General features: G+C 60.3%; 14 protein-coding genes and 3 pseudogenes. 2 read left to right on the top strand and 15 right to left on the bottom strand.

Going from position 1 to position 21,519, the window contains the following annotated elements:
- The first annotated feature begins 607 nt into the window (after positions 1–607).
- On the top strand, positions 608–2,317 hold the full coding sequence (locus PMN64_RS34170) for a hypothetical protein (protein WP_411783878.1): 1,710 nt from the start codon (positions 608–610) through the stop codon (positions 2,315–2,317).
- Between the two features lie 348 nt (positions 2,318–2,665).
- A pseudogene (locus PMN64_RS34175) lies at positions 2,666–3,653 on the top strand (IS481 family transposase).
- 108 nt (positions 3,654–3,761) lie between these two features.
- On the opposite strand, the gene PMN64_RS34180 reads toward PMN64_RS34175, so the two are convergent.
- The 15 genes and pseudogenes from PMN64_RS34180 to PMN64_RS34250 form a co-directional block, all read right to left on the bottom strand.
- Complete coding sequence (locus PMN64_RS34180; RefSeq protein WP_411783879.1) at positions 3,762–4,487, bottom strand: SDR family oxidoreductase; 726 nt, start codon at positions 4,485–4,487, stop codon at positions 3,762–3,764.
- A 460-nt stretch (positions 4,488–4,947) separates the two neighbouring features.
- Positions 4,948–6,357 carry an FAD-binding oxidoreductase gene (locus tag PMN64_RS34185; protein ID WP_411783880.1) on the bottom strand — a complete coding sequence of 470 codons (1,410 nt, stop codon included), beginning with the start codon at positions 6,355–6,357 and terminating at the stop codon, positions 4,948–4,950.
- 178 nt (positions 6,358–6,535) lie between these two features.
- Complete coding sequence (locus PMN64_RS34190; protein ID WP_411783881.1) at positions 6,536–7,615, bottom strand: ABC transporter substrate-binding protein; 1,080 nt, start codon at positions 7,613–7,615, stop codon at positions 6,536–6,538.
- Positions 7,616–7,780: 165 nt separating this feature from the next.
- Positions 7,781–8,611 (bottom strand): ABC transporter permease, encoded by an 831-nt coding sequence (locus PMN64_RS34195; RefSeq protein ID WP_411783882.1) that lies wholly within the window; start codon positions 8,609–8,611, stop codon positions 7,781–7,783.
- A 5-nt stretch (positions 8,612–8,616) separates the two neighbouring features.
- Entirely contained in the window at positions 8,617–9,867 is a 1,251-nt protein-coding gene (locus PMN64_RS34200) for an ABC transporter permease (RefSeq protein WP_411783883.1), read from the bottom strand.
- Positions 9,868–9,935: 68 nt separating this feature from the next.
- The gene (locus PMN64_RS34205; RefSeq protein WP_411783891.1) at positions 9,936–10,406 is read right to left on the bottom strand and encodes an extracellular solute-binding protein; all 471 of its coding nucleotides are present in this window, start codon (positions 10,404–10,406) and stop codon (positions 9,936–9,938) included.
- Between the two features lie 58 nt (positions 10,407–10,464).
- Positions 10,465–10,998, bottom strand: a pseudogene (locus tag PMN64_RS34210) (extracellular solute-binding protein); the annotation flags it as partial.
- A 79-nt stretch (positions 10,999–11,077) separates the two neighbouring features.
- The gene (locus tag PMN64_RS34215) at positions 11,078–12,172 is read right to left on the bottom strand and encodes an ABC transporter ATP-binding protein (RefSeq protein WP_411783884.1); all 1,095 of its coding nucleotides are present in this window, start codon (positions 12,170–12,172) and stop codon (positions 11,078–11,080) included.
- A 659-nt stretch (positions 12,173–12,831) separates the two neighbouring features.
- Complete coding sequence (locus PMN64_RS34220; RefSeq protein WP_411783885.1) at positions 12,832–12,993, bottom strand: acyl-CoA dehydrogenase family protein; 162 nt, start codon at positions 12,991–12,993, stop codon at positions 12,832–12,834.
- A gap of 847 nt (positions 12,994–13,840) precedes the next feature.
- Positions 13,841–14,428: pseudogene (locus tag PMN64_RS34225) on the bottom strand (acyl-CoA dehydrogenase family protein); the annotation flags it as partial.
- Positions 14,429–14,906: 478 nt separating this feature from the next.
- The gene (locus PMN64_RS34230; protein WP_411783886.1) at positions 14,907–15,689 is read right to left on the bottom strand and encodes a carnitinyl-CoA dehydratase; all 783 of its coding nucleotides are present in this window, start codon (positions 15,687–15,689) and stop codon (positions 14,907–14,909) included.
- A complete protein-coding gene (locus tag PMN64_RS34235; protein WP_411783887.1) occupies positions 15,682–17,763 on the bottom strand; it encodes an acetate--CoA ligase family protein in 2,082 nt (693 codons plus the stop codon). The genes PMN64_RS34230 and PMN64_RS34235 overlap by 8 nt, the downstream gene beginning before the upstream one ends.
- Before the next feature lie 276 nt (positions 17,764–18,039).
- Entirely contained in the window at positions 18,040–18,501 is a 462-nt protein-coding gene (locus tag PMN64_RS34240; RefSeq protein WP_411783888.1) for a hypothetical protein, read from the bottom strand.
- Positions 18,502–18,725: 224 nt separating this feature from the next.
- Complete coding sequence (locus PMN64_RS34245) at positions 18,726–20,504, bottom strand: ABC transporter permease subunit (RefSeq protein WP_411783889.1); 1,779 nt, start codon at positions 20,502–20,504, stop codon at positions 18,726–18,728.
- 21 nt (positions 20,505–20,525) lie between these two features.
- Positions 20,526–21,519, bottom strand: a 994-nt coding sequence (locus tag PMN64_RS34250; protein ID WP_411783890.1) for an ABC transporter ATP-binding protein, incomplete at its 5' end; no start/stop codon positions are given.

Genomic DNA, 21,519 nt, shown 5'->3' on the forward strand with positions numbered 1-21,519 from the left:
GGCGCCATGGGAGGGCGCGCGTGCGGACGGCTTTGCTCTACCGAGCTACACCATCACCGGGGACACGACCCTGCCGGCCCTGCCGGGGGCGGTACACCTCTTGGACGCAGTTGCCAGCTCCACCTGCTTCAGCGAAGGCGATTGGTCCTCAGCGAACTTGCTTTTCTTCACAACATGCGCCGGACTCACTCGGACATTCATCATGCCGGTCAAACCTCTAACTGAACAGTCTTGGTCCCTGGGATCGGGTCAGGGGAAAGTCGCCCCCTTCCCAAGGACCGCTGCGCATAAGCGAGGCGGGAATCGGGTTTATTTCGAAGACATTCACAGCTCCCGGGCTGCTTTTGGCGGATTTTTTTAGTGCACAAGCATCTAGGCTTATCTGCCAGAGCGGACCCGGCGATCTCGCGTGCGAGAGAATTAGTCGTAACGGTGCGGAAGCAAAGCGAATGATCAAGTAGCAACGCGGACGTCCGACCGCGAGCCGCTCAAGGATGTCCCGACTCGGATTAACCTTGGTCCGTTCGGGCCCGCCGGGAATACCCGATAACTTTGGGGGCGGCGCCCCCTTGTCGCAATCGAATACAGGGCACGCGCTCTACGACTCGTGTTCAAAGGAGGATTTTACGTGCACCCATCCCTATGCAGCCAGAACGCGAACAATGCGAGCGTCTCGATCTCGCAGGCTTCTGCGCTAGCAGATTTCGACCGAGACAAACTGATATCACAAGAGGCGGCTTGGGCAGAGATTGAGTTCGTCAACCGTGAAATGGGTCCCACCCGGTTTTGCGGCTCGCCGGAGCACCGGCGGTTTGTAAACTGGATAAAGATCGAGCTAGCCAGGGCTCTCACTCCCGCACAGGGCGAGGTGTTCGAAGATGTATTCGAGAACTTTCCTCTCTGGAGTCCAAAATCTTGGAGCCTCGAGGTCAACGGCAAAGCCGTGCCGGTCGCCTCGTACGTGCCTTACTGTACTGGTGGCTTCACCGGTCGCCGTGCACCGCTCACGGCCGCGGCAACTTTGGCCTCGCCGGGCGGGGGCGGGCATTACCCCCGCGCCAATGGCCGCACAGTGGTGGCTTTCAAACCGAGCGCCCGCGCCGAGGGGCAGCTTGTCGATCTGGGCGTGCAGACCAACCGGGACACGATCGACTGGGCCCGCGCCGCCGGGAAGATCGCACTGGTCCGCCTTGCGCTGTCAAGCGAGTTCACTAGCTCCTATCTCGGATCGTATACTGTCAACGGAGTCTGGGAGGGGAGCAAGCGGGACGCGGGACGCTTTGCTCAGCAGCTAACGTCGAGCAGCGCCTCTGCCTATCTGCGCCGGCACATTCTGGCTGACGCAGCAAACCGTGCCGGCGTCTTGGGCGTGGTGCTGGCTTGGCAGGGCGTTTCCGACGATAACGCTGAAGGCCAATGGGAACCTTGCCCCTTCTCGTCGTCGCCTCACAGCAGTTCTGCCGGATCCGATCCGGCCAAGACAAAGCCAGGCATTCCGGCGCTTTTTGTGAATGAAACAGTTGGACGGCAATTGGCCAGCGATGCGGCCTCTGGCGCAAGCGCGACCATCACCATCGAGGCGGAGTTTGAGCAAGTATCCACGGCAGCCGTATGGGGCCTGTTGCCAGGCGCTCGCTTCGGCCATGCCGACGATGAGATCCTAATCTGCAACACCCACTCCGACGGTCCGAACATGGCAGAGGAGAACGCCGGCATTGCGGTAGTAAATATGGCGCGGTATTTTGCACAGGTTCCACTTTCCAAGCGGGAGAAGACTATGGTCTTCTTATCAGTACCTGCCCATTTCTCTAACGGCTTCCTTGGCAAAGGCTCTCGCGATTGGATCACCCAGCACCCGCAGATCGTGGCTAAGACCGTGGGTGTCCTCTGCCTCGAGCATCTTGGCTGTCGAGAGTGGCGTGATGTTCGTGATCCGGGAGGAAGCCTGCGCTACATGGATACGAGCCGGCCCCTGCAGTCGGCGATCTTGATCACTGCACCGGAGTTCGACGGGCAATCGCCCGCACCGCCGGATCCGGTGTTAGAACGTATCGTCGAAAGTGCGCTCGCCCGCTGCAAGGAGCGAGCGGCCATCCTCAGCGGTGGCGAGTTCTGGGGCGAAGGCGCAGGTTTCATTGAGCTCGGGATACCGACTATCGGCTTTTGTCCGTGGCCGGAATATTTCAAGGCTTGGGGTCCCGATGGCTTGATCTCCAAGCTGGACCCGGCGGTTTTCCATGACCAGCTTCAGTTCTCAGTCCATTGTTTGCTCGCCATGCAGGTGGAAGCCGCTGCGGCGCGCAAAGACGCCGGCTAGCAAGCCATTTATAAAGGCATGCACGGCGGGGCAGCGGCATCAACGATGCAACTGCCCCGGGCGGCCGTCGATGCGGTCAATGAGGTCAGCGACTGCTACCCGTGGTTATTGCGGAGAAGTTGCAGGCTAAGAGCGAGTAGGCAGAAGCGATTCAAAGGCAGGAATCCCTTCATCCGCGATAGTTCGGCTAGGCTAGTCTGTATCATGTTCCCGCGGGTCGGGGCGCACGCATCTTTGCGAGGTTCGACGTCAGTTCGAACGGTACCCTGCGGGGTTGCTACCGGAAGCTAGATGTTTGATCCCAGGTTTTGATGGGGCATCCTTGTCTTCCGAATCAAAGGATGCGCTATGGGCCAGGTTCTGCATGGGGGCGCCACGACGACAGAGGCGGTCCGTCGAGCGATACAGCATAGTCAAGAGAGCCTGAGGCAACTCGCCAAGCGCTACGGGATCAATCCGAAGACCGTCGCCAAGTGGAAAGGCCGGACCTCGGTCGCCGATCTTCCGACCGGCCCGAAGGAACTGCGCTCGACGGTGCTGTCGGCTGAGGAAGAGGCCGTCATCGTCGCCTTCCGGCGCTATACGCTGCTGCCGCTCGATGACTGCCTCTATACCTTGCAGCCGACAATCCCGCATTTGACGCGCTCGTCATTGCACCGCTGCCTGCAGCGTAACGGCATCAGCCGCTTGCCCGATGTCGAGGGCGACAGGCCCGCGAAGAAGAAGTTCAAGAGCTACCCGATCGGCTATTTCAACATCGACATTGCCGAGGTGAGAACCGAACAGGGCAGACTGCACATGTTCGTCGCGATCGACCGCACCTCGAAATTGGCCTTCGTCGAACTGCACGAGAAGGCCACCACCACCGTCTCCCGGGAGTTCCTGCTGCGCCTGATCGCGGCCGTCCCCTACAAGATCCACACCGTGCTCACCGACAACGGCATCCAGTTCACCACGCCCGGCGCCGGCGGATCGGCCGTACCGCTGATCAAGCAGGCCATCGCCAGCGGCGAACGCTTCCGGGCCCATGCCTTCGAATACACTTGCGCCACCAACGACATCGAGCATCGCACGACCAAGGCCAAGCATCCGTGGACCAACTGCCAGGTCGAGCGCATGAACCATCAAGGACGCAACCGTCAAGCGCTTCTATTACGAGAGCCACGATCAGCTCCGCGGCCATCTCGCCGACTTCGTCGCCGCCTACAACTACGGCCGAAGGCTCAAGACCCTCAAGGGCCTCACACCCTACGAGTTCGTCTGCAAGGCATGGGCCTCCCAGTCCGAACGCTTCACACTCAATCCGCTCCAGCAAATGCCGGGACTAAACATCTAGGCCTTTCGATTTAGCCCAGGTCGGCCGGCAGAAGAAACCGCTGGCGGAACATAAGCCGGCGTGCTTCGCGCGGCCACCAAACGCCTTTGCGGCAGGCGTCAGCTGGCTTCACCAGGGGAGAGCCTCTCCATTGAACCGGGTAAAAGCGCCGCTGTTTTCTGGCGTAAGCTGGCCGATCCGCTTGATGATGCCAATCGCGCTCTCTTCGGTAGAAATCATCGCGGGATTTTCTCCGGCCTTTAGTGCCATGTCGGTCCTCACCCAGCCAGGGTCCATCAGGCCAACGACGATACCGTGCTCGGCCCAGTCACGCGAAAGTGCGCGCATGCCGCTGTTGAGGGCTGCCTTGGAGGCTCGATAGGCGTATCTCTCGTGCGCGTTTACGGCCTTCGTCCATTCCCTGCTGACAGAGCCGTAGGCGCTGGTAATTACAACCAGCTTCTTTTCGCGGCCAGCCTTTAGATTTGCGAGCATTACCTGCGACAATAGCATCGGACCGAGCGCATTCACGCGCATGCACTGGATGTAATTTTCGCCGTCGATCTCGTATGCCGTCTGGGGTTTAGGATGGCCATTGATCCCTGCGTTGAGTAGGAGGATATCGATCGGCTCGTCGCCCAGCGTGCTCTTGATCGTCCTGATCGAGGCTTCGTTCGCCATGTCGATGGGCAGGACACGTGCGCGACCATTTGACGCTGCAGCAATCTCCGTGAGCGCGTCGGCTCTCGCCGGCTCGCGGCAGCAAGCAATCACCTTTGCTCCGCTGTCGACATACTGCCGCGCAAGTGCAAGGCCGACGCCGCGGTTCGTGCCGGTGATCAAGACTATGGTCATGGTGGAAACCCTGTTCTCAGAAGTATGGTCAGAGCGTAGGGACAACATACGCCGAGATTCCCCAATCTAGCGAATGTGACGCGAGATTTCAGCGAAAAATCTTGCTTCATGCCTGCTTTCGCTTGTGCAGTGATCTATGCATGTGCTGCAGGTCCGGTTAATGCTTGAGGAACAATCGCTGTTCAGAAATGCTAACGACCCGGATGCTTCTCGGCGTTGCTGCAGCGGCTCTCTGCGAAATTCTTAGGGGAACTCTTATCGTCTGGTCGCCTGCATTATAAGACTTCACCACACGATCAACTCACTTGCGATGCGCGAGGCCTCCATATGCGCCCCTCCCTACTGTAGAAAGGACTCACCAATGTTAATGCGCGTACCGTTAAACGGCCGAGCGTGTAGTCGATGGTCCTTGGGATACCATCCGCGTGGTACTTGAGGCTTCAGGCGCAGCGGATGCATCTCAGATGACCCGCCCCGGATTCAAAAGGTTATCTGGGTCGAGCGCCTTCTTGAGCGTTCGCATTAGCGCAATTTCAGCTTCGCTCCGCGCATGTCCGAGCCACTTCTTCTTGAAGCTCCCGATGCCGTGTTCGGCAGAGATGCTGCCGCTCATCTCTTTGACCAAGCCATAGACGATGCCGTCCACCACGTCCTTGGGCTGTGCTCCCGCTGGTGAACCAGGGACCCAGACGAACAGGTGCAAATTGCCATCGCCGATGTGGCCGAAATGAATGCTTTGGCAACTTGGAATCTGCAAGCCGAGCGACGCTTTACAGTTCGTGGCAAACTCATCCATTCGGCTGACCGGTAGACCAATGTCGTAGCTGAGTCGGGGGCCGATCATCCGTCCCAATTCGCCGGTGTCGCGCACGGCCCAAAAGTCGTGCGTCTGCGCCAGTGATTGAGCGATGGTGGCATCGGAGACCAAGCCCAAATCCATCGTGCGCTCGATCCAGTATTCCAGTCGAGGCGCGTCAATCTGCTGGTCCGTTCCCTGCACTTCCAAGAGCACGTAAAAGCCTTCCCCGCCAGTGAGCGGCGGTCGCACACCTGCCCGCGTCGTGGCGGTCTCCCAGAAGTCCGGCCACATGACTTCAAAAGCCGACAAAAGCGGCCCTAAGTCCCTTCGCGCCGACTGGAGTAACGCGACCACGGCGCCGTAATCGTCGACGCGACACAAGGCCGTCATAGTGGACTTCGGCTTGGGAAAGAGCCGCAACACCGCGCGTGTGATGATGCCGAGGGTACCTTCTGATCCGATGAACAGTTGCTTAAGGTCATAGCCGGAGTTATTCTTCAGCAGCTTGTTCAGACCAGTGATGATCGTCCCGTCAGGCAGAACGACTTCCACACCGAGCACCAGTTCGCGAGTCATGCCGTAACGCATGACCCTGTTGCCACCGGCGTTGGTGGAGAGATTGCCGCCAATCGCACACGAGCCGCGCGCCCCGAGATCCAGCGGAAAAAAAAGGTCGGCGTCGTCGGCAGCCGTCTGGATTGTCTCAAGCGGCGTGCCGGCCTTCACAGTCATAGTCAGAGCCGCGCGATCAATCTCATCAATTCCCGTCATCCGCTCAAGGGAAATGGCGACCCAGCCCGCCTCGGGCACCGCGCCCCCACAAAGGCCAGTGAGCCCACCTTGCGCCACAAACGGTAATCCGAGCCTTCGGCACTCCACGACTGCAGAGGAAAGACCCTGAGCGTCGACGGGACGAATTACCGCTAGGGGAACCTGCGGCAAGCTGTGCCAGTCTTTGCAGTTGCGGTTGGGAATTTCAGCACCAGTGAGAACGGCGCTTGGGCCGAGTTCTTCGCTCAAGGCGCCGAAGAGCTGTTCAGGTGCATCGACCGGTGTCGTCGTGGTGTTCATGCACTTCCCTCCAGTTGAATAGACCGCAATGGTAGTGCGGTCGTCCGATGATGACGTTTAGCGCCGCGCGTTGAAGTGAGGCCGAAGGCTTCGATTTCTTGCCGGTACAGCTGCGCGAGGTCCAAGTGCCTTTTCCTTAAGGGCAGGCGGAAAGTGGAGTTCGCCACTCCTTTCTGGTCTACTTCGCGAGCCAGGTGGTAAAGCGCTGGCGCAGCTCGTCGCCTTTGTCGGCCCAGAAGACAGCATCTCTCGGCAGAGCACTACGCATGTTTTCGGGCGCAGTCGGAAGGTCCGGCTTCATCGCCGAGTCAACAAGCGCCATGGCGTCCTTGTTGGCGGGCCCGTAAGGCAGGTAGTGTGTCAAGTCGGCCTCCGGCTGGGGCGAACCGGCGAACGCCAGGAACCGGTAGGCGGCGTCCTGGCTCGGACTGCCCTTGGGAATCGCCCAGAGAGCGAACTCAAACACCTGAGCATCCCATACCATCCCGAAGTGCTTGCCCGAGTTCTTCACAGCATCGTAGATGCGCCCGTTCGCGGCTTGAGTCATGACGACCTGACCATCAGACAGAAGCTGCGCCGGCTGGGCGTTGGACTGATACCAGACGACATCCTTCTTGATCGTATCGAGTTTCTTGAAGGCGCGGTCGACGCCCTCGGGCGTGTTGAGGACCTTGTAGATATCCTTGACGGCCACGCCGTCGGCGACCAGCGCCCATTCGAGCGTTTTGTCCGGAGACTTCTTCAGTCCGCGCTTGCCGGGGAATTTCTGCGTGTCGAAGAAGTCGGCGATGGTCTTCGGGCCGTTCGGCAGCTTGTCCTGATCGTAGGCGATGATCGTGGTAGAGAGTAGAAATGGCACCCCGCAGTCCGACGCGTCGGCGCCCATCAACTTGGTCCGGTCCAGGTCCAACCTTTTCCAGTCGATCGTCTCGAGGACACCCTCGGCGCACAGTTGCAGGACCGCGTCGACGGCCATGTCGACCACGTTCCAGCTCACGCTTTTCGACTCGACCATGGCGCGGATCTTGGAGAACTCACCGTTATACTCGTCTTCGGTGATCTTGATCCCGGTGGCCTTCGAGAAGGGCTCGAAAAAGGTGCTACGCACGGCTTTCTGGTAAGCGCCGCCATAGGAGGTGATCGTCATAGGAGGTGATCGTCGCTGGCCATCGGCAGAAGCGGGTTTTGCCGGCGCAAACGTACCCGCTGCCAGGCCAATTGCGGCCAAGGCATTCCAAATCGTCAATGGATTTCTCATGGTCTACCCTCTCCCTCTCCCTACTGTAACCATCCCCGGAATGGAGGTGGCGTTGAAGGCCCAGCTTGCTCGCGGCAAACCCTCGGTCGTCGTCAGGGCGTCCGACAATTCTTAGTTTTCCTGCCGATGGTGATGACCGTGCCCGGCTCGAGCGCCACTAGGAATTCACGTAGTACGAATGCCGCGCAGGCGCTCCGAGCGGCGCCGCAGCAGCTCGACGGTCGTCAGCATGGCGATGGAGAAAAGGATCAGCACGGTGGCGGCGGCAGTAATGGTCGGGCTTATCTCCTCGCGGATACCGGAAAACATAGCCCTCGGCAACGTTCGTTGCTCGACGCTGCCTACGAAGAGGGCTAGCACCACTTCATCGAAGGAGGTGCCGAAGGCAAAGAGCGCACCGGAGATCATGCCCGGTAGGATGAGCGGCAGGATAATATTGAAGAAGACGGTGATCGGCGGCGCGCCCAGCCCCGCGGCTGCACGGGTTAGCGAATGGTCGAAAGCCATCATGGTCGCAGTCACAGTGATGACGACAAAAGGCGTGGCTATCGTCGTGTGCGCGAGGATAAGCCCCGTATAGGTATTAAGTAGCCCGACTTCGGCATAGAAGAAATACGCGGCCACCGCGGTGATCACGAGTGGAACGACAATGGGTGAGATCAGCAGGCTCATCACCACCGTGCGCCAGGGGAAGTTCGGACGACTGAGCCCGAGCGCGGCTAGCGTGCCCAGCGCCGTCGACAGCAGCGTAACCGACACGGCGACGAAGATCGAGTTGTGCAGCGCGCCCTGCCAGCGGTTGGTCAGAAAGAATTCCTCATACCAGCGTAGCGATAGTCCTGGCATCGGATAGGTAAAGAAAGGCACAGAATTGAACGAGAGCGGGATGATCACGAGGATCGGCGCGATCAGAAACAGCAGCACCGCCCCGCAGATCAGCCGGTGCATGTAGTACCAGCCCTTCTCCATCGGAGAGGCATAGGTGGACGCGGCCATCGTTCTTATCCCATCTTGATCCGGTCGACGCCGACCAGCTTGTTAAAGACATAGTAAAGCAGCAGGGTCGCGGCGAGCAGGATGGCGCCAAGCGCCGAGGCCATTCCCCAATTGAGTTCTTCGTTCGTGTAGTGGGCGATGAAGGAGCCGACCATCTGGTCGTTCGGCCCCCCGACTAGCGCGGGGGTGATGTAGTAGCCCAGGCACAGAATGAAGGTCAGCAGACAGCCGGCAGCGATCCCCGGCAGGGTCTGCGGGAAGTAGACCTTCCAGAAGGCGTAGAATGGTCCGGCGCCGAGAGAGCGGGCGGCGCGGACATGGCTGGGAGAGAGCGTCTTCATCACGCTGTAGATTGGCAGTAGCGTGAAGGGCAGCTGGATGTGGGTCATGGCTACCATCGTGCCGACCCGATTGAAGATGAGTTGGGCCGGCTGCGATATGATGTTTAGCCCCATCAGCATTTCGTTGATTACGCCGTGCTGCTGCAGGAGTACGACCCAAGCCGTGGTGCGCACCAGCAGCGAGGTCCAGAACGGCAGCACGACCATGATCATCAGCAAATTGCTGTACTTGGGCGGCAATGTCGCCAGGAGATACGCCACAGGGAAGCCCAGCAGCAGGGTCATGGCGGTCACGGCGACGCTGATACCAAGCGTGCGTAAAAGCATGTCGCGGAAGATGGCGTTCTCCGGAGGTGAGGCGACGATCTGGCTGTCGTGGCCATACTGGTAATCGAGCGAACGCAGCAGGTAATAGGCCGTATAGGCCGAGTCTCCGCGCTTAAGCAGGCTCCAAACGTCGTGCCGCCCCCAGATTGGGCTAATCTCGATCAGCGCCGCCTTGTAGGGGCCAGCGGAAAGCGCGCTCGCCCTTCGGCCGCTTGACGTGATCTGGCTGGCAACGCCGGGCAGCTCATAGTTTATACGCTTACCGATCGTCCCTATGGTCTTCTGCGACCAAGCCTGCCCGAGGTCTTCGGCGAGAGCGGCATAGACGTTCTCGTGGGGCAGCTCCTTACCATCCCAAGCGCTTAACGCTGCCGTGGTTCGCGGCATCAGCATCAGCAGCGCATCATCATGGATCGCGTTGAACATCATCCGGCCGATCGGCAAGATGAAGGCAATTAGGATGAACAGCAGCAGCGGCAGGACGAGGGTGAAGGCCCTTAGCTTGCGCCGGCGCTCGACTCGCTGCAACTGGATCCGCAACGGCATGCCATCGGAACTCCCGGCGATTGGGATGGCCATCGTTACCATCGACTCCTCTCTTTCAGTTCGTTCTGGATAGCGAGGAGGACGAAACCGCTCCCCGCCGTTCCTTGGTCTTATTTCGCGAGCCAGGCGGTAAAGCGCTGGCGCAGCTCGTCGCCCCTCTCAGCCCAAAGGACCGCGTTTCTCACCAGAACATTGCCCGTAGGATCGGACGCAGTCGGAAGGTGCGGCAGCATCGTCGGATCGACAAGCGTAATCGCGTCCTGGTTGGTGGGCCCGGAGGGTAGGTAGCGCGTCAGGTCGGCCTGCGACTTGGGCGAACCGGCGAAGGCGAGGCACTTGTACGCGGCGTCCAGCCGCGGACTGCCCTTGGGGATCGCACAGACACCCAACTCCCACTGCTGGGCATCCCACATGATTTCGAAATGATTGCCGGAGTTCTTGACCGCATCGTAGGTGCGGGTATTGGTGGCGTAAGTCATGACGACCTGGCCATCTGCCAGAAGCTGCAGCGGCTGAGATTGGGCCACGTGCCAGACAACATCCTTCTTGATCGTGTCGGGCTTCCTGAAGGCGCGACACACCCCCCTCGGGCGTGTTGAGAATCTCGTAGACGTCCTTGACGGGCACGCCGTCGGCGATCAGCGCCCATTCGAGATTGCCCCGAGGCGTCGTCCTTTGCAATCCGCGCTTGCCGGGGAATTTCTGCAGGTCGAAAAAGTCGGCGACGGTAGTTGGGCCGTTCGCCAGCTTGTCCTTGTCATAAGCGATGACCGTGGCAGAGACGACGTACGGCAGCCCGCAGTCATACTTGCCACCGCTCAGGAACTTCGTCCGGTCGAGGCCCAGCTTTTTCCAGTCGATCGTCTCAATGGCCCCCTCAGCGCACAGTTGTATGGCCAAGCCGGTGTCGACCACGTCCCAGCTCACGCTTTTGGCCTCGACCATGGCGCGGATCTTGGCGATCTCGCCGTTGAATTCATCTTCCGTGATCTTGATCCCGGTCGCCTTCAGAAAGGGCTCGAACATGGCCTTGCGCAGGGCGGCCTGGTAGGCTCCACCCCAAGCGACGATCGTCAGCTGGTCGTGGGCGAAAGCCGGTTTCGACGGCACAAGCGTACCCGCTGTCAGGCCGATTACGGCCAAGGCGCCCCCAATCATCAATGGCTTTTTCATTGTCGACCCTTCGCTGCTGTGCCACCTCCAGGATGGAAGCGGCGTTGCGGCCTCGCTCGCGCTGAAGCCTCGGTCGTCGTCACGGCGCGTCGAGCGCGCGACAATCCTCCGCCTTCCAGCCGATGGTGATCGCTGTGCCCGGCTCGAGCTGCACCAGGCCTTCCGAGTTCGGCAGCTTGATTACGAAGTCATCATGGCCGCACACCGAGACGCGGGTGCGAACGTGGTCGCCCAGATAGATCACCTCGGCAACCTGCGCGCAGAAGATATTGGGCAGCGAGCTCGGCGTCGGATTCAGCTGCACTCGCTCCGGCCGCAGCGACAGCACGGTCGGCCGGCCGACTGCCTCGACATTGATCGCCAGCGCCTGCACGCTGCCCGCGCCCGCAATCTCCACCTTGCAGCTCGTGCCATCCATCGCCACGACCTTGCCATGCAGTCGGTTGTTCTCGCCGATGAACTGGGCGACGAAGGCGTTCTGCGGCCGCTCATACAGTTCAGCAGGCGGGGCGAGCTGCTGGATTACCCCGTCGTTGAACACCGCTATGCGGTCCGACATCGTCAGCGCCTCGCCCTGGTCATGCGTCACATAGACCACGGTGACGCCAAGATCCTCGTGGATATGCCTGATCTCGAGCTGCATCTGCTCGCGCAGCTGCTTATCCAGCGCCCCGAGCGGCTCGTCCATCAGCACGAGCTTGGGATCAAAGACGAGGGCGCGAGCAAGCGCGACGCGCTGTTGCTGGCCGCCAGAAAGCTGGGCGGGCCGGCGCTTGCCATAGGCGCCGAGCCGGACCATGTCGAGCGCCCGCTTGATCCTGGCTTCGATCTCGGCCTTGCCGAGCTTGCGCACTTTGAGCGGGAAGGCGAGGTTCTCCTCGACCGTCATATGCGGAAACAGCGCGTAGTTCTGGAACACCATGCCGATGTCGCGCTTGTGCGGGGGCATGTTGTCGATCGAGCGTCCATCGAGAAGAATCCGGCCCTGGGTAGGCACCTCGAAGCCAGCGAGCATCATCAGGGTCGTCGTCTTGCCGGAGCCGGAGGGCCCCAGCATGGTCAAGAACTCACCCCGGGCGATATCCAGGTTGAGATTCTTAACGACCAGCGTTTCGCCGTCGTAGGTCTTCTGGACATCGGAAAACTTCACAAAGGCATTGTTCGTGCCTGACATCGCCCCTCTCCCCGCCTCTGGCGCTTCTTCCGCTGCCGCGCCGCCGACGACCAGATCACGATGTTTTATCCTGTCGGATTGCAGCTTCTTATGTGCATGGTCCAGATCGCAGGGACACGCCTGCCGAAGGCCTCTGCGGTTGACGAAATGGCGCATTCATCCCTTGCCTGCATTTGAATCTGCGACCTGCGGCCGACAGAAGTTTTGTCTGTCACGGAAATATTATCGCGCCGCCAGAGCTGAATTTCGCTAATATCGTCACCGGCACAGCCGAATTCCCGCGCCAACTCAAGCGAATATGAAGGTTTATGTCAGCGCAGCGTTCCGCTTGGAGAGCGCTCAAAAATCATACGCGAACGGGACAGGCCGCTGTCTTAACGACAAGACGTATCCGATCGCGGTGCGCGCTCGCGCTCGTGGCACCTTTCCTCGAATCCGGCCAGGATATGACGATCACCTGAGCAAGGAGGAAACGAACGGCCCGACCGTACTCAGGGCGCTCTTCCTCACATGCGAATTTTCAGTCTCGCTTATGAACTTGGCTTCATGAGTGCAATTTTTGCGCGGCCTGATTCGAACAATCGATTTACTCGCCGCTGAGCCCTCCAAGCCCAGCAAGCCGCCTCAGGTATAGTTGGTATCGCCGAACGGCGTGTCGATCATAGACACATGCTTGAAATAGTGACCGACGTAGCGCCATAGAGCTGTACCGCTTCTCGTCCGATCGCCTTCGCTGACCGGCCGATCTGGATCTTTGCCACCGAAATCGCGCGCGCACGTTCGGTCGCATCGCCGTCCGCGGCCATCATCGCGGCATACATGGCCTCGACCGCGACTGCTCCAACTCGACAAACATTTCCACGGCTCGGTGCTGCAGCGCCTGGAACATGCCAATCTTCTTGCCGAACTGCTCGTGCGACTTGAGATCCAAGCGTGATAGTCTGCATCTTGTCAAAACAGCCGACGGCCTCCGCGCCAGAGGGCTGCGATCGCCTCGTCGGCCACTCGTGAGATGACGGGGAACGCGTCGGCGGGATCGCCGATAACATTGGCTCCCTCAACGCGGACGCTCTCGAGCCTAATCTCGGCCGCGTACCGGCCGTCGTGTGACGGATAACCGCGGCGCGTCAGGCCGGGCGGATCTGCGCCGATCAGGAAGAGGCCTATCCCATTCTTGTCGCGGCAACGTCCCGCGGCTCGCGCCGAGACGAGATGGTTGTCGGCTTCGCGTGCATCTCAACGTCTAGGAGGTCGTAGCGTGCCTGCGGCTCGGCGTAACCGAAGGCGAATTTGGTCTGGCCTTCCGCGATTGCGGAGATGAACTTCGCCTTCTGCGCCTCGCTCGCTCCATGACGAAGGATGCCGCCAGGCAAGCACCACGGTTGCAAAATACGGCTCGAGGATCAGCGCTTTGCCGAAGGCCTCCATGACGATCATAGTCTCGACCGCCCCTCCGGCGAAGCCCTCGTATTCCTCGGAGAAAGGTAACGCCAGAAGCCCGAGCTCAAGCTCCGCCGTCGCCTGCTGGATTTCGGATCCCTTGAGCTTAAGAATGGAGGTTGCAGGGTCCTGCGTTCCGCTCCGCCGCTTTGATGCGTTGGCCATCACCCGCAACCACGTCATCTCGAGCGCCTTCAGCTGGACTTCAAGTTCGGCCATCTTCTCTTGGGGGCTCTTCGTGTCGACCAGGAGGAGGAAAACCCTGCTGCTTCTTTGCATCGGGATCGAATTTGGTCCTGACCAGGCAGAAAATCCAATCGGCGCAGTGCGCCGACGAGGTCCAGGTCTTCTGACCATCACGATGTAGTGGTCGCCGTCGCGCACCGCTCGGGTTTTGAGCGAAGCGAAATCGGAGCCCGCGCCGGGTTCTGAGAAGCCTTGGCACCACCAATCTTCAAGCTTGAGGATGCGGGGGATGTAGTATTTTTTCTTCTGGGCCTGATTGCCGAAGGTGTAGATGACCCGGCCGACCAGAGATAATCCATAGTCATACATCGTCCGCGCGGGAAACCCACGCACTTCCTCTTCGAAGATATATTGTCACACGAGGGTCCAACCGCGCCTCCATTTTCCTCAGGCCAGTACGGGATGCCCTTCTTATTGAGGATGGGTTGCCCCGCGATCATTTTCATCTTTCGACAGCTGCCGGCCTTCTATCAATTTGCGTCGCACTTCTGGCAGCACAGTCTGCCGCAGGAACTGACGCACCTGTTCTCGGAACGCCGCCCGCTCCTCCGCCGTGAATGCGAGATCCATCGATTTTCCATAAGAAATCAGCTGAGAACGCCGCCTGTGCAAAGCTCAGCATGGTCAAGACGTCAGCCTCGGCGCGACGATTGGATGTGTGATGCGAACGCTAGCGCATTTGAGAGACAATTCTCCCGAATTCGTTCGCATTTGACGCAGCAGGCCCGCGTTCATTCGCTGCTTCTGATGTTTTGCGCAGGTATTGCTTATATTTCGCGCCCACCGCTGATTTCGCGACCACGCAGGCATTCCAGCCTCCGCTGCTCAAGCAGTATTGGCGCCGAAGCTGGCGAAGGGTCCGAGGCGGACAAAGCCAATGCGCCTGACCTCGCTATCATGTCCGATCAGGAGGTCGCGGCGAAGCTGCTTGGCGATGTCGACGAATTTACCCCGCCTCTCCGAAAGGGCCGGCAGCTGAGAGCCGTCAACCGTCCTCCGTGGAGGGAGAAGTCTGGCGGGTGGGAAAGGCAGCGGCCTGAAAGGTCCGCTACCTTCCCGTCCAAACTGGATCACGCTTTTCGGCAAAGGCCCGGGCGCCTTCGCGAGTATCCTCCGAGCCGTAGAGCGCATCGATGGTCGCAAGCTGGCGGCGTGATAAGCAGTTCATGGTGTCCTGGAAGGACAACGCCTCGGCCACGCGCGTTGTCTCCTTGATCGCGGCAAAGACCAGTGGCGGGCCGCTGGCAAGCAGGCGCGCGATCTCCCAGACTCGGTCTTCAAGCTTCTCTTTGGGCAGGACCTCGTTGACCAGGCCCCAACGGTGCGCCTCGGCTACATCCATCCAGCGGCCGGTGAGCAGAAGGTCCATGGCGATGTGGTACGGGATACGCTTTGGCAGCTTGATGGTCGCAGCGTCGGCCAGGGTGCCGGCGCGGATTTCGGGCAGCGCGAAGGAGGAATGGTCTGAGGCATAGATCAGATCGCAGGCCAGCGTCAGCTCGAAGCCGCCGCCCACCGCCATGCCATTGACGCAGGCAATCACCGGCTTGTTGAGGTCGGGCAGTTCCTGCAGCCCGCAGAATCCGCCGACACCCCAGTCGCCGTTCGCCGCGTCGCCGCTGGCCGCCGCCTTGAGATCCCAACCGGCGCAGAAGAACTTGTCGCCAGCCGTCTTGACGATGGCGACCCGTAGCCCCGGATCATCGCGGAAAGCCTTGAAGGTCTCGCCCATCAGCCGCGAGGTGTTGACGTCGATGGCGTTCGCCTTCGGTCGGTCCAACGTGACTTCGAGGATGGCGCCTTCGCGGCGGGTGGTGATGACGTCAGCCATTCTTCTTTTCTCCAAGCACTAGCAGCGCGTCTGCAATCCAGGCGCCCTTGCCGTTAGCGCAGACGATCAGCGGATTGATGTCGAGTTCTTCAATCTGGCGGGCATTCCTTTGCACGAAGTCGGCAATGCCGGCGATGGCGTCGATGGCCGCCTGGACATCGGCCATGGGCCGACCGCGGTAGCCTTCGAGCAGCGGGTAGAGCTTTAAGCCGCGCAGCGCGGCCTTGATGTCATCGCGCGTCGCCGGCAGCATCAGAGTCACGCAGTCGAGTAAAAGCTCGACCAGCACCCCGCCGCTGCCCAGAGTCATGACCGCCCCGAATACAGGATCGCGGGTGAAGCCGACGATCAGTTCGGCGACGACGTCCTCAACCATGCGCTCGACATAAAGCTCACCACTTACGCGCAATAACTCTTGGGCAGCGGAGCTGACGGACTCCGCATCCTGAAGGTTGAGCCGCACCGCGCCAACCTCCGATTTATGGGCGACGCCGAGCGCCTTCAGCGCTACCGGAAATCCGAGCGCCTTTGACAATGTTGCGGTCTGGCCTGCGCTGCACGTGCGGTCACCCCTGGGCACAGGCAGCCCGGCGTCGGTCAGCCGCGCTTTTGCCGCGGCCTCATCCAGCGTCACCTTGTTGCCTGAAGGCGAACCGGAAGCCGAGGTATCAACCGGTTGCGCCTGCGGCTGGCCCCAAACCCGGCCGATGAAGGCGGCCGCCTGCGCAGCATCCATCGCTTCCGAAATGCCCAATAGCGGCACCACGCCTCGCTCGATCAGCCCGGCGATTTGGTCTTCGGGCATATTCTCGGGCAGCGACGAAACGATCGCACCGCGCGCATTGTTGGCTTTCAGAGACGCCTCGAAGGCCCGCAAGATCGTGCCATAGCCGGCGCTGTTCGGGCACCGGTCGGAACGCGGAAAGTCAAGGACGACTATATTGAGATCGAATTCGCCCGAGACCATAGCGGAATAGGTCTTGGTCAGCTCTGGCTCTTTGTTCCAGAAGTAAGTGTTGTAGTCGAGGGGATTGGCCACCGCCACCATTGGCCCGAGTACCGATTGAACATGCGCGCGATGCTGGTCGGTGAGACGAGGAAAATGCACCACCCGCCCTTCGGCGCTGTCGGCCATCAGTGACGCCTCGCCACCTGACGCGCTCATCGACGATAGCCGGTAGCCATTCAGCGGCCCGATAACGTGGAGGAGCTTCAGCGTCTCGATGAAGGCCGGAATGGAATCAACTTGCGCGATGCCGAGCCGCTTCAGGAAAGCGTCGGAGGCGGCGTGCGAGCCAGCGAGCGACGCGGTATGCGACACCGTCGCCTGTCTCGCCTGTTCGGAGCGGCCGATCTTCATGGCGATAATCGGCTTCTCCAGTTCCCGCGCGCGCGCCGCCAGCCTTTCGAAGCCGGCGACGGAGTCGAAGCCCTCAATGTGCAGGCCAAGCGCGGTAGTCCGATCATCTTCAACAAGACCAAGCGCAATCTCGGAGAGGCCGGTCTGCGCCTGGTTGCCAGCGGTCAACAGAAAAGCGATCGGCACGCCACGCTTTTGCATTGTCACGTTGAGGGCGATGTTCGACGACTGCGTGATGATGGCGACGCCACGACCGCCCTCAGGCAGCCGAGCGCCACCATGCTGGTCGGGCCACAGCAGCGCCCCGTCGGCATAGTTGATGAGACCGTAGCAGTTCGGACCGATGATCGGCATCTGGCCAGCGGCGGCAACGAGCTCGGCCTGCAGCCTCTGGCCATCCTCGTCATAGCCTTCGGTTTCGAGGAAACCGGAAGCATAACAGACTGCGCCGCCGGCGCCGCGTTCGGCCAGCGCTTTGATCACATCGTTAGTAAGATGCCGGTTCACACCAACCCAGGCGGCGTCGGGCGCTCCGGGCAGATCGGCCACCGAGCGATAGACTTTGCGGCCATGGACCTCGTTCTTGGTGGGATGCACAGGCCAGATCTCACCGGCAAAACCCATTTTGATGGATTGAGCGACGACAGAAGCCGCCGGTCCCCCGCCAAATACGGCGATAGATCTCGGGCGGAGAATACGTTCCAACTTATGCATTGATCACGTCCCAAAGAGCGCAGCAGCGCCTGAATTCAGTTGGCGCTGGACTGGCGCGCCTTCCGAAGAATGGCGTTCACTAGCCCGCGCCCGGCGCTTATAGCCATCCCGAACTTGATCAGCGAGCAAAGTGCGGGGTTCAAAACGCCCGCCCCCCCTCTACCATGCAGCCGCAGCGGATATGCAGCTAAACATAGCGATTTAACGCAGAAAGAGTGCGCGCGCTCAAGTCTCATCGCGGTATTAACGCCAGGCACACGTGATCCACTACGGAGCTCACTCTTGATCCCGATGACCATCAACCTCGTCCTTGGTCGGATGCAGCGGCCAGTTTTGGCCTGCAAAAGCGATCTTGATGGATGGAGCGATCAAAGAAGCCGCCGAACTTGAGCTTCCGCTGCGGCAAGGCAGCCTGAGGACCGGCTCGCGTAGCGAATTCGATGAACTTTTGCGCGTTTTCACATTCGAGCTGCCCTTCGGGATCGACCAGCAGCAGGTCCAGTTCAGCTTGCCGTGATTCCGACTGATCTCGATCGGCGTTCCCTGATCAATCGACAGATTTGCCCGTCCGTCATAGGTATGCACGACATCAGCGATCTTGTCGTGCATGATTTGCTGGATCTCGGACCCGGTCGTCCACCACTTGCGGATGGGCGGCTTGATCCTGTCCATGCTGACGAAAATGCGGTTGATATTCATCGGGTAGATCTTGTCGGGCGCTACGCCGTCCGCCAGCAACGCTTCCTCCCAAAGGCCTTCAGCTCCATTTGAGCCGGACTCGGCCGCGCGAGCGCCGGGCAATCAGAGTCCGATCGTCCCTCCATGGGGACCAACAGCAGATCATGCTGGTCGCTTCAGCAGGGATGCTAGCCTGTGACCTTCCTCGCCTAGTCGGCCGGCGATTCGGGACGATGCCTTTCTGCACTTTTTTGAGGAACGCGGCGACAAGGGCGACTGGTGCCTCAAGCCCCTGAGTCTGGAAGCGCGCGCAGCGCCCTCGGCCTCGACCGCCACCACGTGACGTAGATGGCAATCAGCCAGAGCACGGGCAGAAGCACCAGCAGGGACGCAACTGCTGCGATTGTCGGATCGATCTCGTGGCGGATGTCCTCCCACATTTTAAGCGGCAGGGTACGAATCGAGAGGCCACTCACCAGCGATGTTTTGACAACCTCGTCGAACGAGTGGATGAACGCGAACAGGGCCCCACCGATTACGCCCGGCCGGATCAGTGGCAGCGTTACCCTCGTGAAGGTCTGCACCGGCCCTGCCCGCATGCTCGTTGCTGCCTGCTCGAGCCGCTGGTCGAAATTCGCCAGAGTAGCCGAGACAATCACGACCACATAGCCAACCGCGCCGACGCTGTGCGTCAGGATGATGCCGCTCTTGGTGCCGATCAGGCCGAGATTCAGCAGTCCGAGATAGGCTGCGATGCCGACGACGATACTCGGAAATGTGATCGGCGTCAGGATCAGCATGGTCAGAAAACTACGCAACCGCGGAAAGGTGCGGCTGAGGCCGTAGGCCGCAAGTGTCCCAACGATGGTCGACAAGATGGCGACCGCAAGGCCGATCTGGACGCTAGTCCAGGCGGCGCCTGTCCAGGACGGATCGCCAAAGAAGGAGCGATACCATCGCAATGAAAGTGCCGAAGGCGGGAATTCCAGAAACGTTCCGTTGCTGAAAGACATGACGATGACTACTAGACTTGGAAACAGCAGATAGAACATGACGAGTACGACAAACAGAGTGCCGATAGTCATGGGCCAGCGGCGATCGGTGCCGGCCTGGTAGAGCTTGGTGGTCCAGCGCTTCGCTCGATAGGGAGCAGTAAGTTCATTGAGATACAGAAATAACGTGCCGAACGAGGGCAACCAACTCCACCACAACTTCTGCACGGGTTGCGCCGCACGGCCCTGCGTACCGGAGAGATCGAGTCCGATCAATGAGAGCATGACTGCAGCGATGCCAAGAAGGATGAAGGCCGCGGCGGCGGTGCGCGCCATGTTGAAGGAGCTCGAGACCTGCGCCGCGATAAAGGTTGATAGCAAGGCATCGCGCAACCCGCCTAGAGCAGTCGGCGTGATGTAGAAGCCGAGGCAGAGCACGAAGACCAGCACCGATCCGCTGCGCACACCCGGCAGGCTGAGCGGGAAAAACACGCGCCAAAAAGCCGCGAGGGGGCGCGCCCCCATGCTGCGGGCCGCTGCTACCAGCGACTTGTCGATACCCAGCATGACGCTGACCAGTGGCAGAATCATTACGGGCAGCATGATATGCACCATGCCAATATAAACGGCCATGCGGTTGTAAATCAGCGGCAGAGGGCTCGATATTAGCCCTAAGTTAATCAGCAGATTGTTGATCAGACCGCGGTCCCCGAGGATCACGATCCACGCATAGGTGCGCACCAAAAGGCTGGTCAGATAGGGGATGACTACAAGCACGAGAAGCGCCGTGCGTACACGAGTGGAAGCGGTCGTGATCAGATAGGCTGTTGGGTAGCCGATGATGACACAGATGGCGGTGGCCACCGCGCTTACTTCAATGGTCTGGAAGAGCACGCGGACATTCGCCGGCTGGCGCAGAAATGCCTGGTAGTTGACGAGTGAGAAGGCCGGCGCATTGAGGCTGGTCAGAAAGAGTAGAACGATCGGTATGCCGAACACGGCGAGCAGGATAGCAAAGGCCGGCAGCGTGAGCCCGAGAGGCATTCGGCTAATTTTCTGAAGCGTCTCCATCTACCTTACCCTCTCAGCATCTTACGCCGCGACGAAGCGGACGTCGGACCGCAACCACTCTAGCTGCACCTCGTCACCGGGTCGGAATATCTGCTGTCCCGAGGCGACGTGTTCGCGCACCGCGAGCACGCAGCTCCCGACTCGCACGTGGTATTTACGCAACGGGCCACCATAGATCATGTCATTCACGGTGCCGGAGACCGTCTGGCGGCGGTTCGCATCGGCGCGCCTCGGCGCCCCCGGAGCGGCGACGCTGATACGCTCCGGCCTGATCATAGCGAGTGTGCCGGACGGCTGCGCGATATCGGCTTCGATTTTGAAACCGGGATTTTCGAGGATATTGGCCTCACCCAGAAACTTCGCAACGAACCGCGTTTCCGGCCGATCATAGAGGGCCTCCGGCGTATCAGTCTGCTCGATTTGGCCGGCACGCATGACGATGATACGGTCCGATAATGTGAGCGCCTCGTCCTGATCGTGCGTGACGCAGACGGTGGTGATGCCGGATTCCTTGTGCAGGCTCTTGATCTCGCCCTGCATCTGTTCGCGTAGGTTACGGTCGAGCGCACCGAGCGGCTCGTCCAGCAGGAGGATCGGCGGATCCGCGATCAGGGCACGGGCAAGCGCCACGCGCTGCTGCTGACCGCCACTCAATTGCGACGGCATGCGGGCGCCGAATTCGTCGAGGTGCACGCGTTCCAGGATGCGATCAACCCGTTTCGCCCTCTCGGCCGCCTTCATGCCACGCATTTCGAGCGGAAATTCGAGATTCCGGCGCACACTGAGGTGTGGGAATAGCGCATAGCTCTGAAAGACGATGCCCTGGTCGCGGCGGTAGGACGGCACTGCGGCAACTGACTTGCCGGCGATCAAAATGTCGCCCTGAGTAGGAGCCTCGAAGCCGGCAAGCAGCATCAGGGTTGTGGTTTTGCCCGAACCGCTTGGACCGAGAATTGTCAGGAACTCGCCGCGACGAACGGCCAGCGAGAGGTCTCGGACCGCCGCAACAGGTCCG

Origin of the sequence: Bradyrhizobium sp. UFLA01-814 (assembly GCF_046718885.1) — a bacterium.
Taxonomy (GTDB): domain Bacteria; phylum Pseudomonadota; class Alphaproteobacteria; order Rhizobiales; family Xanthobacteraceae; genus Bradyrhizobium; species Bradyrhizobium elkanii.

What these genes read in the sequence shown, in the direction of transcription:
- PMN64_RS34185 (WP_411783880.1), bottom strand. Translation starts at nt 6,357, where the DNA reads ATGAACACCACGACGACACCGGTCGATGCACCTGAACAGCTCTTCGGC.
- PMN64_RS34215 (WP_411783884.1), bottom strand. Translation starts at nt 12,172, where the DNA reads ATGTCAGGCACGAACAATGCCTTTGTGAAGTTTTCCGATGTCCAGAAG.
- PMN64_RS34245 (WP_411783889.1), bottom strand. Translation starts at nt 20,504, where the DNA reads ATGGAGACGCTTCAGAAAATTAGCCGAATGCCTCTCGGGCTCACGCTG.
- PMN64_RS34180 (WP_411783879.1), bottom strand. Translation starts at nt 4,487, where the DNA reads ATGACCATAGTCTTGATCACCGGCACGAACCGCGGCGTCGGCCTTGCA.
- PMN64_RS34230 (WP_411783886.1), bottom strand. Translation starts at nt 15,689, where the DNA reads ATGGCTGACGTCATCACCACCCGCCGCGAAGGCGCCATCCTCGAAGTC.
- PMN64_RS34220 (WP_411783885.1), bottom strand. Translation starts at nt 12,993, where the DNA reads ATGTATGCCGCGATGATGGCCGCGGACGGCGATGCGACCGAACGTGCG.
- PMN64_RS34195 (WP_411783882.1), bottom strand. Translation starts at nt 8,611, where the DNA reads ATGGCCGCGTCCACCTATGCCTCTCCGATGGAGAAGGGCTGGTACTAC.
- PMN64_RS34235 (WP_411783887.1), bottom strand. Translation starts at nt 17,763, where the DNA reads ATGCATAAGTTGGAACGTATTCTCCGCCCGAGATCTATCGCCGTATTT.
- PMN64_RS34190 (WP_411783881.1), bottom strand. Translation starts at nt 7,615, where the DNA reads ATGAGAAATCCATTGACGATTTGGAATGCCTTGGCCGCAATTGGCCTG.
- PMN64_RS34200 (WP_411783883.1), bottom strand. Translation starts at nt 9,867, where the DNA reads ATGGTAACGATGGCCATCCCAATCGCCGGGAGTTCCGATGGCATGCCG.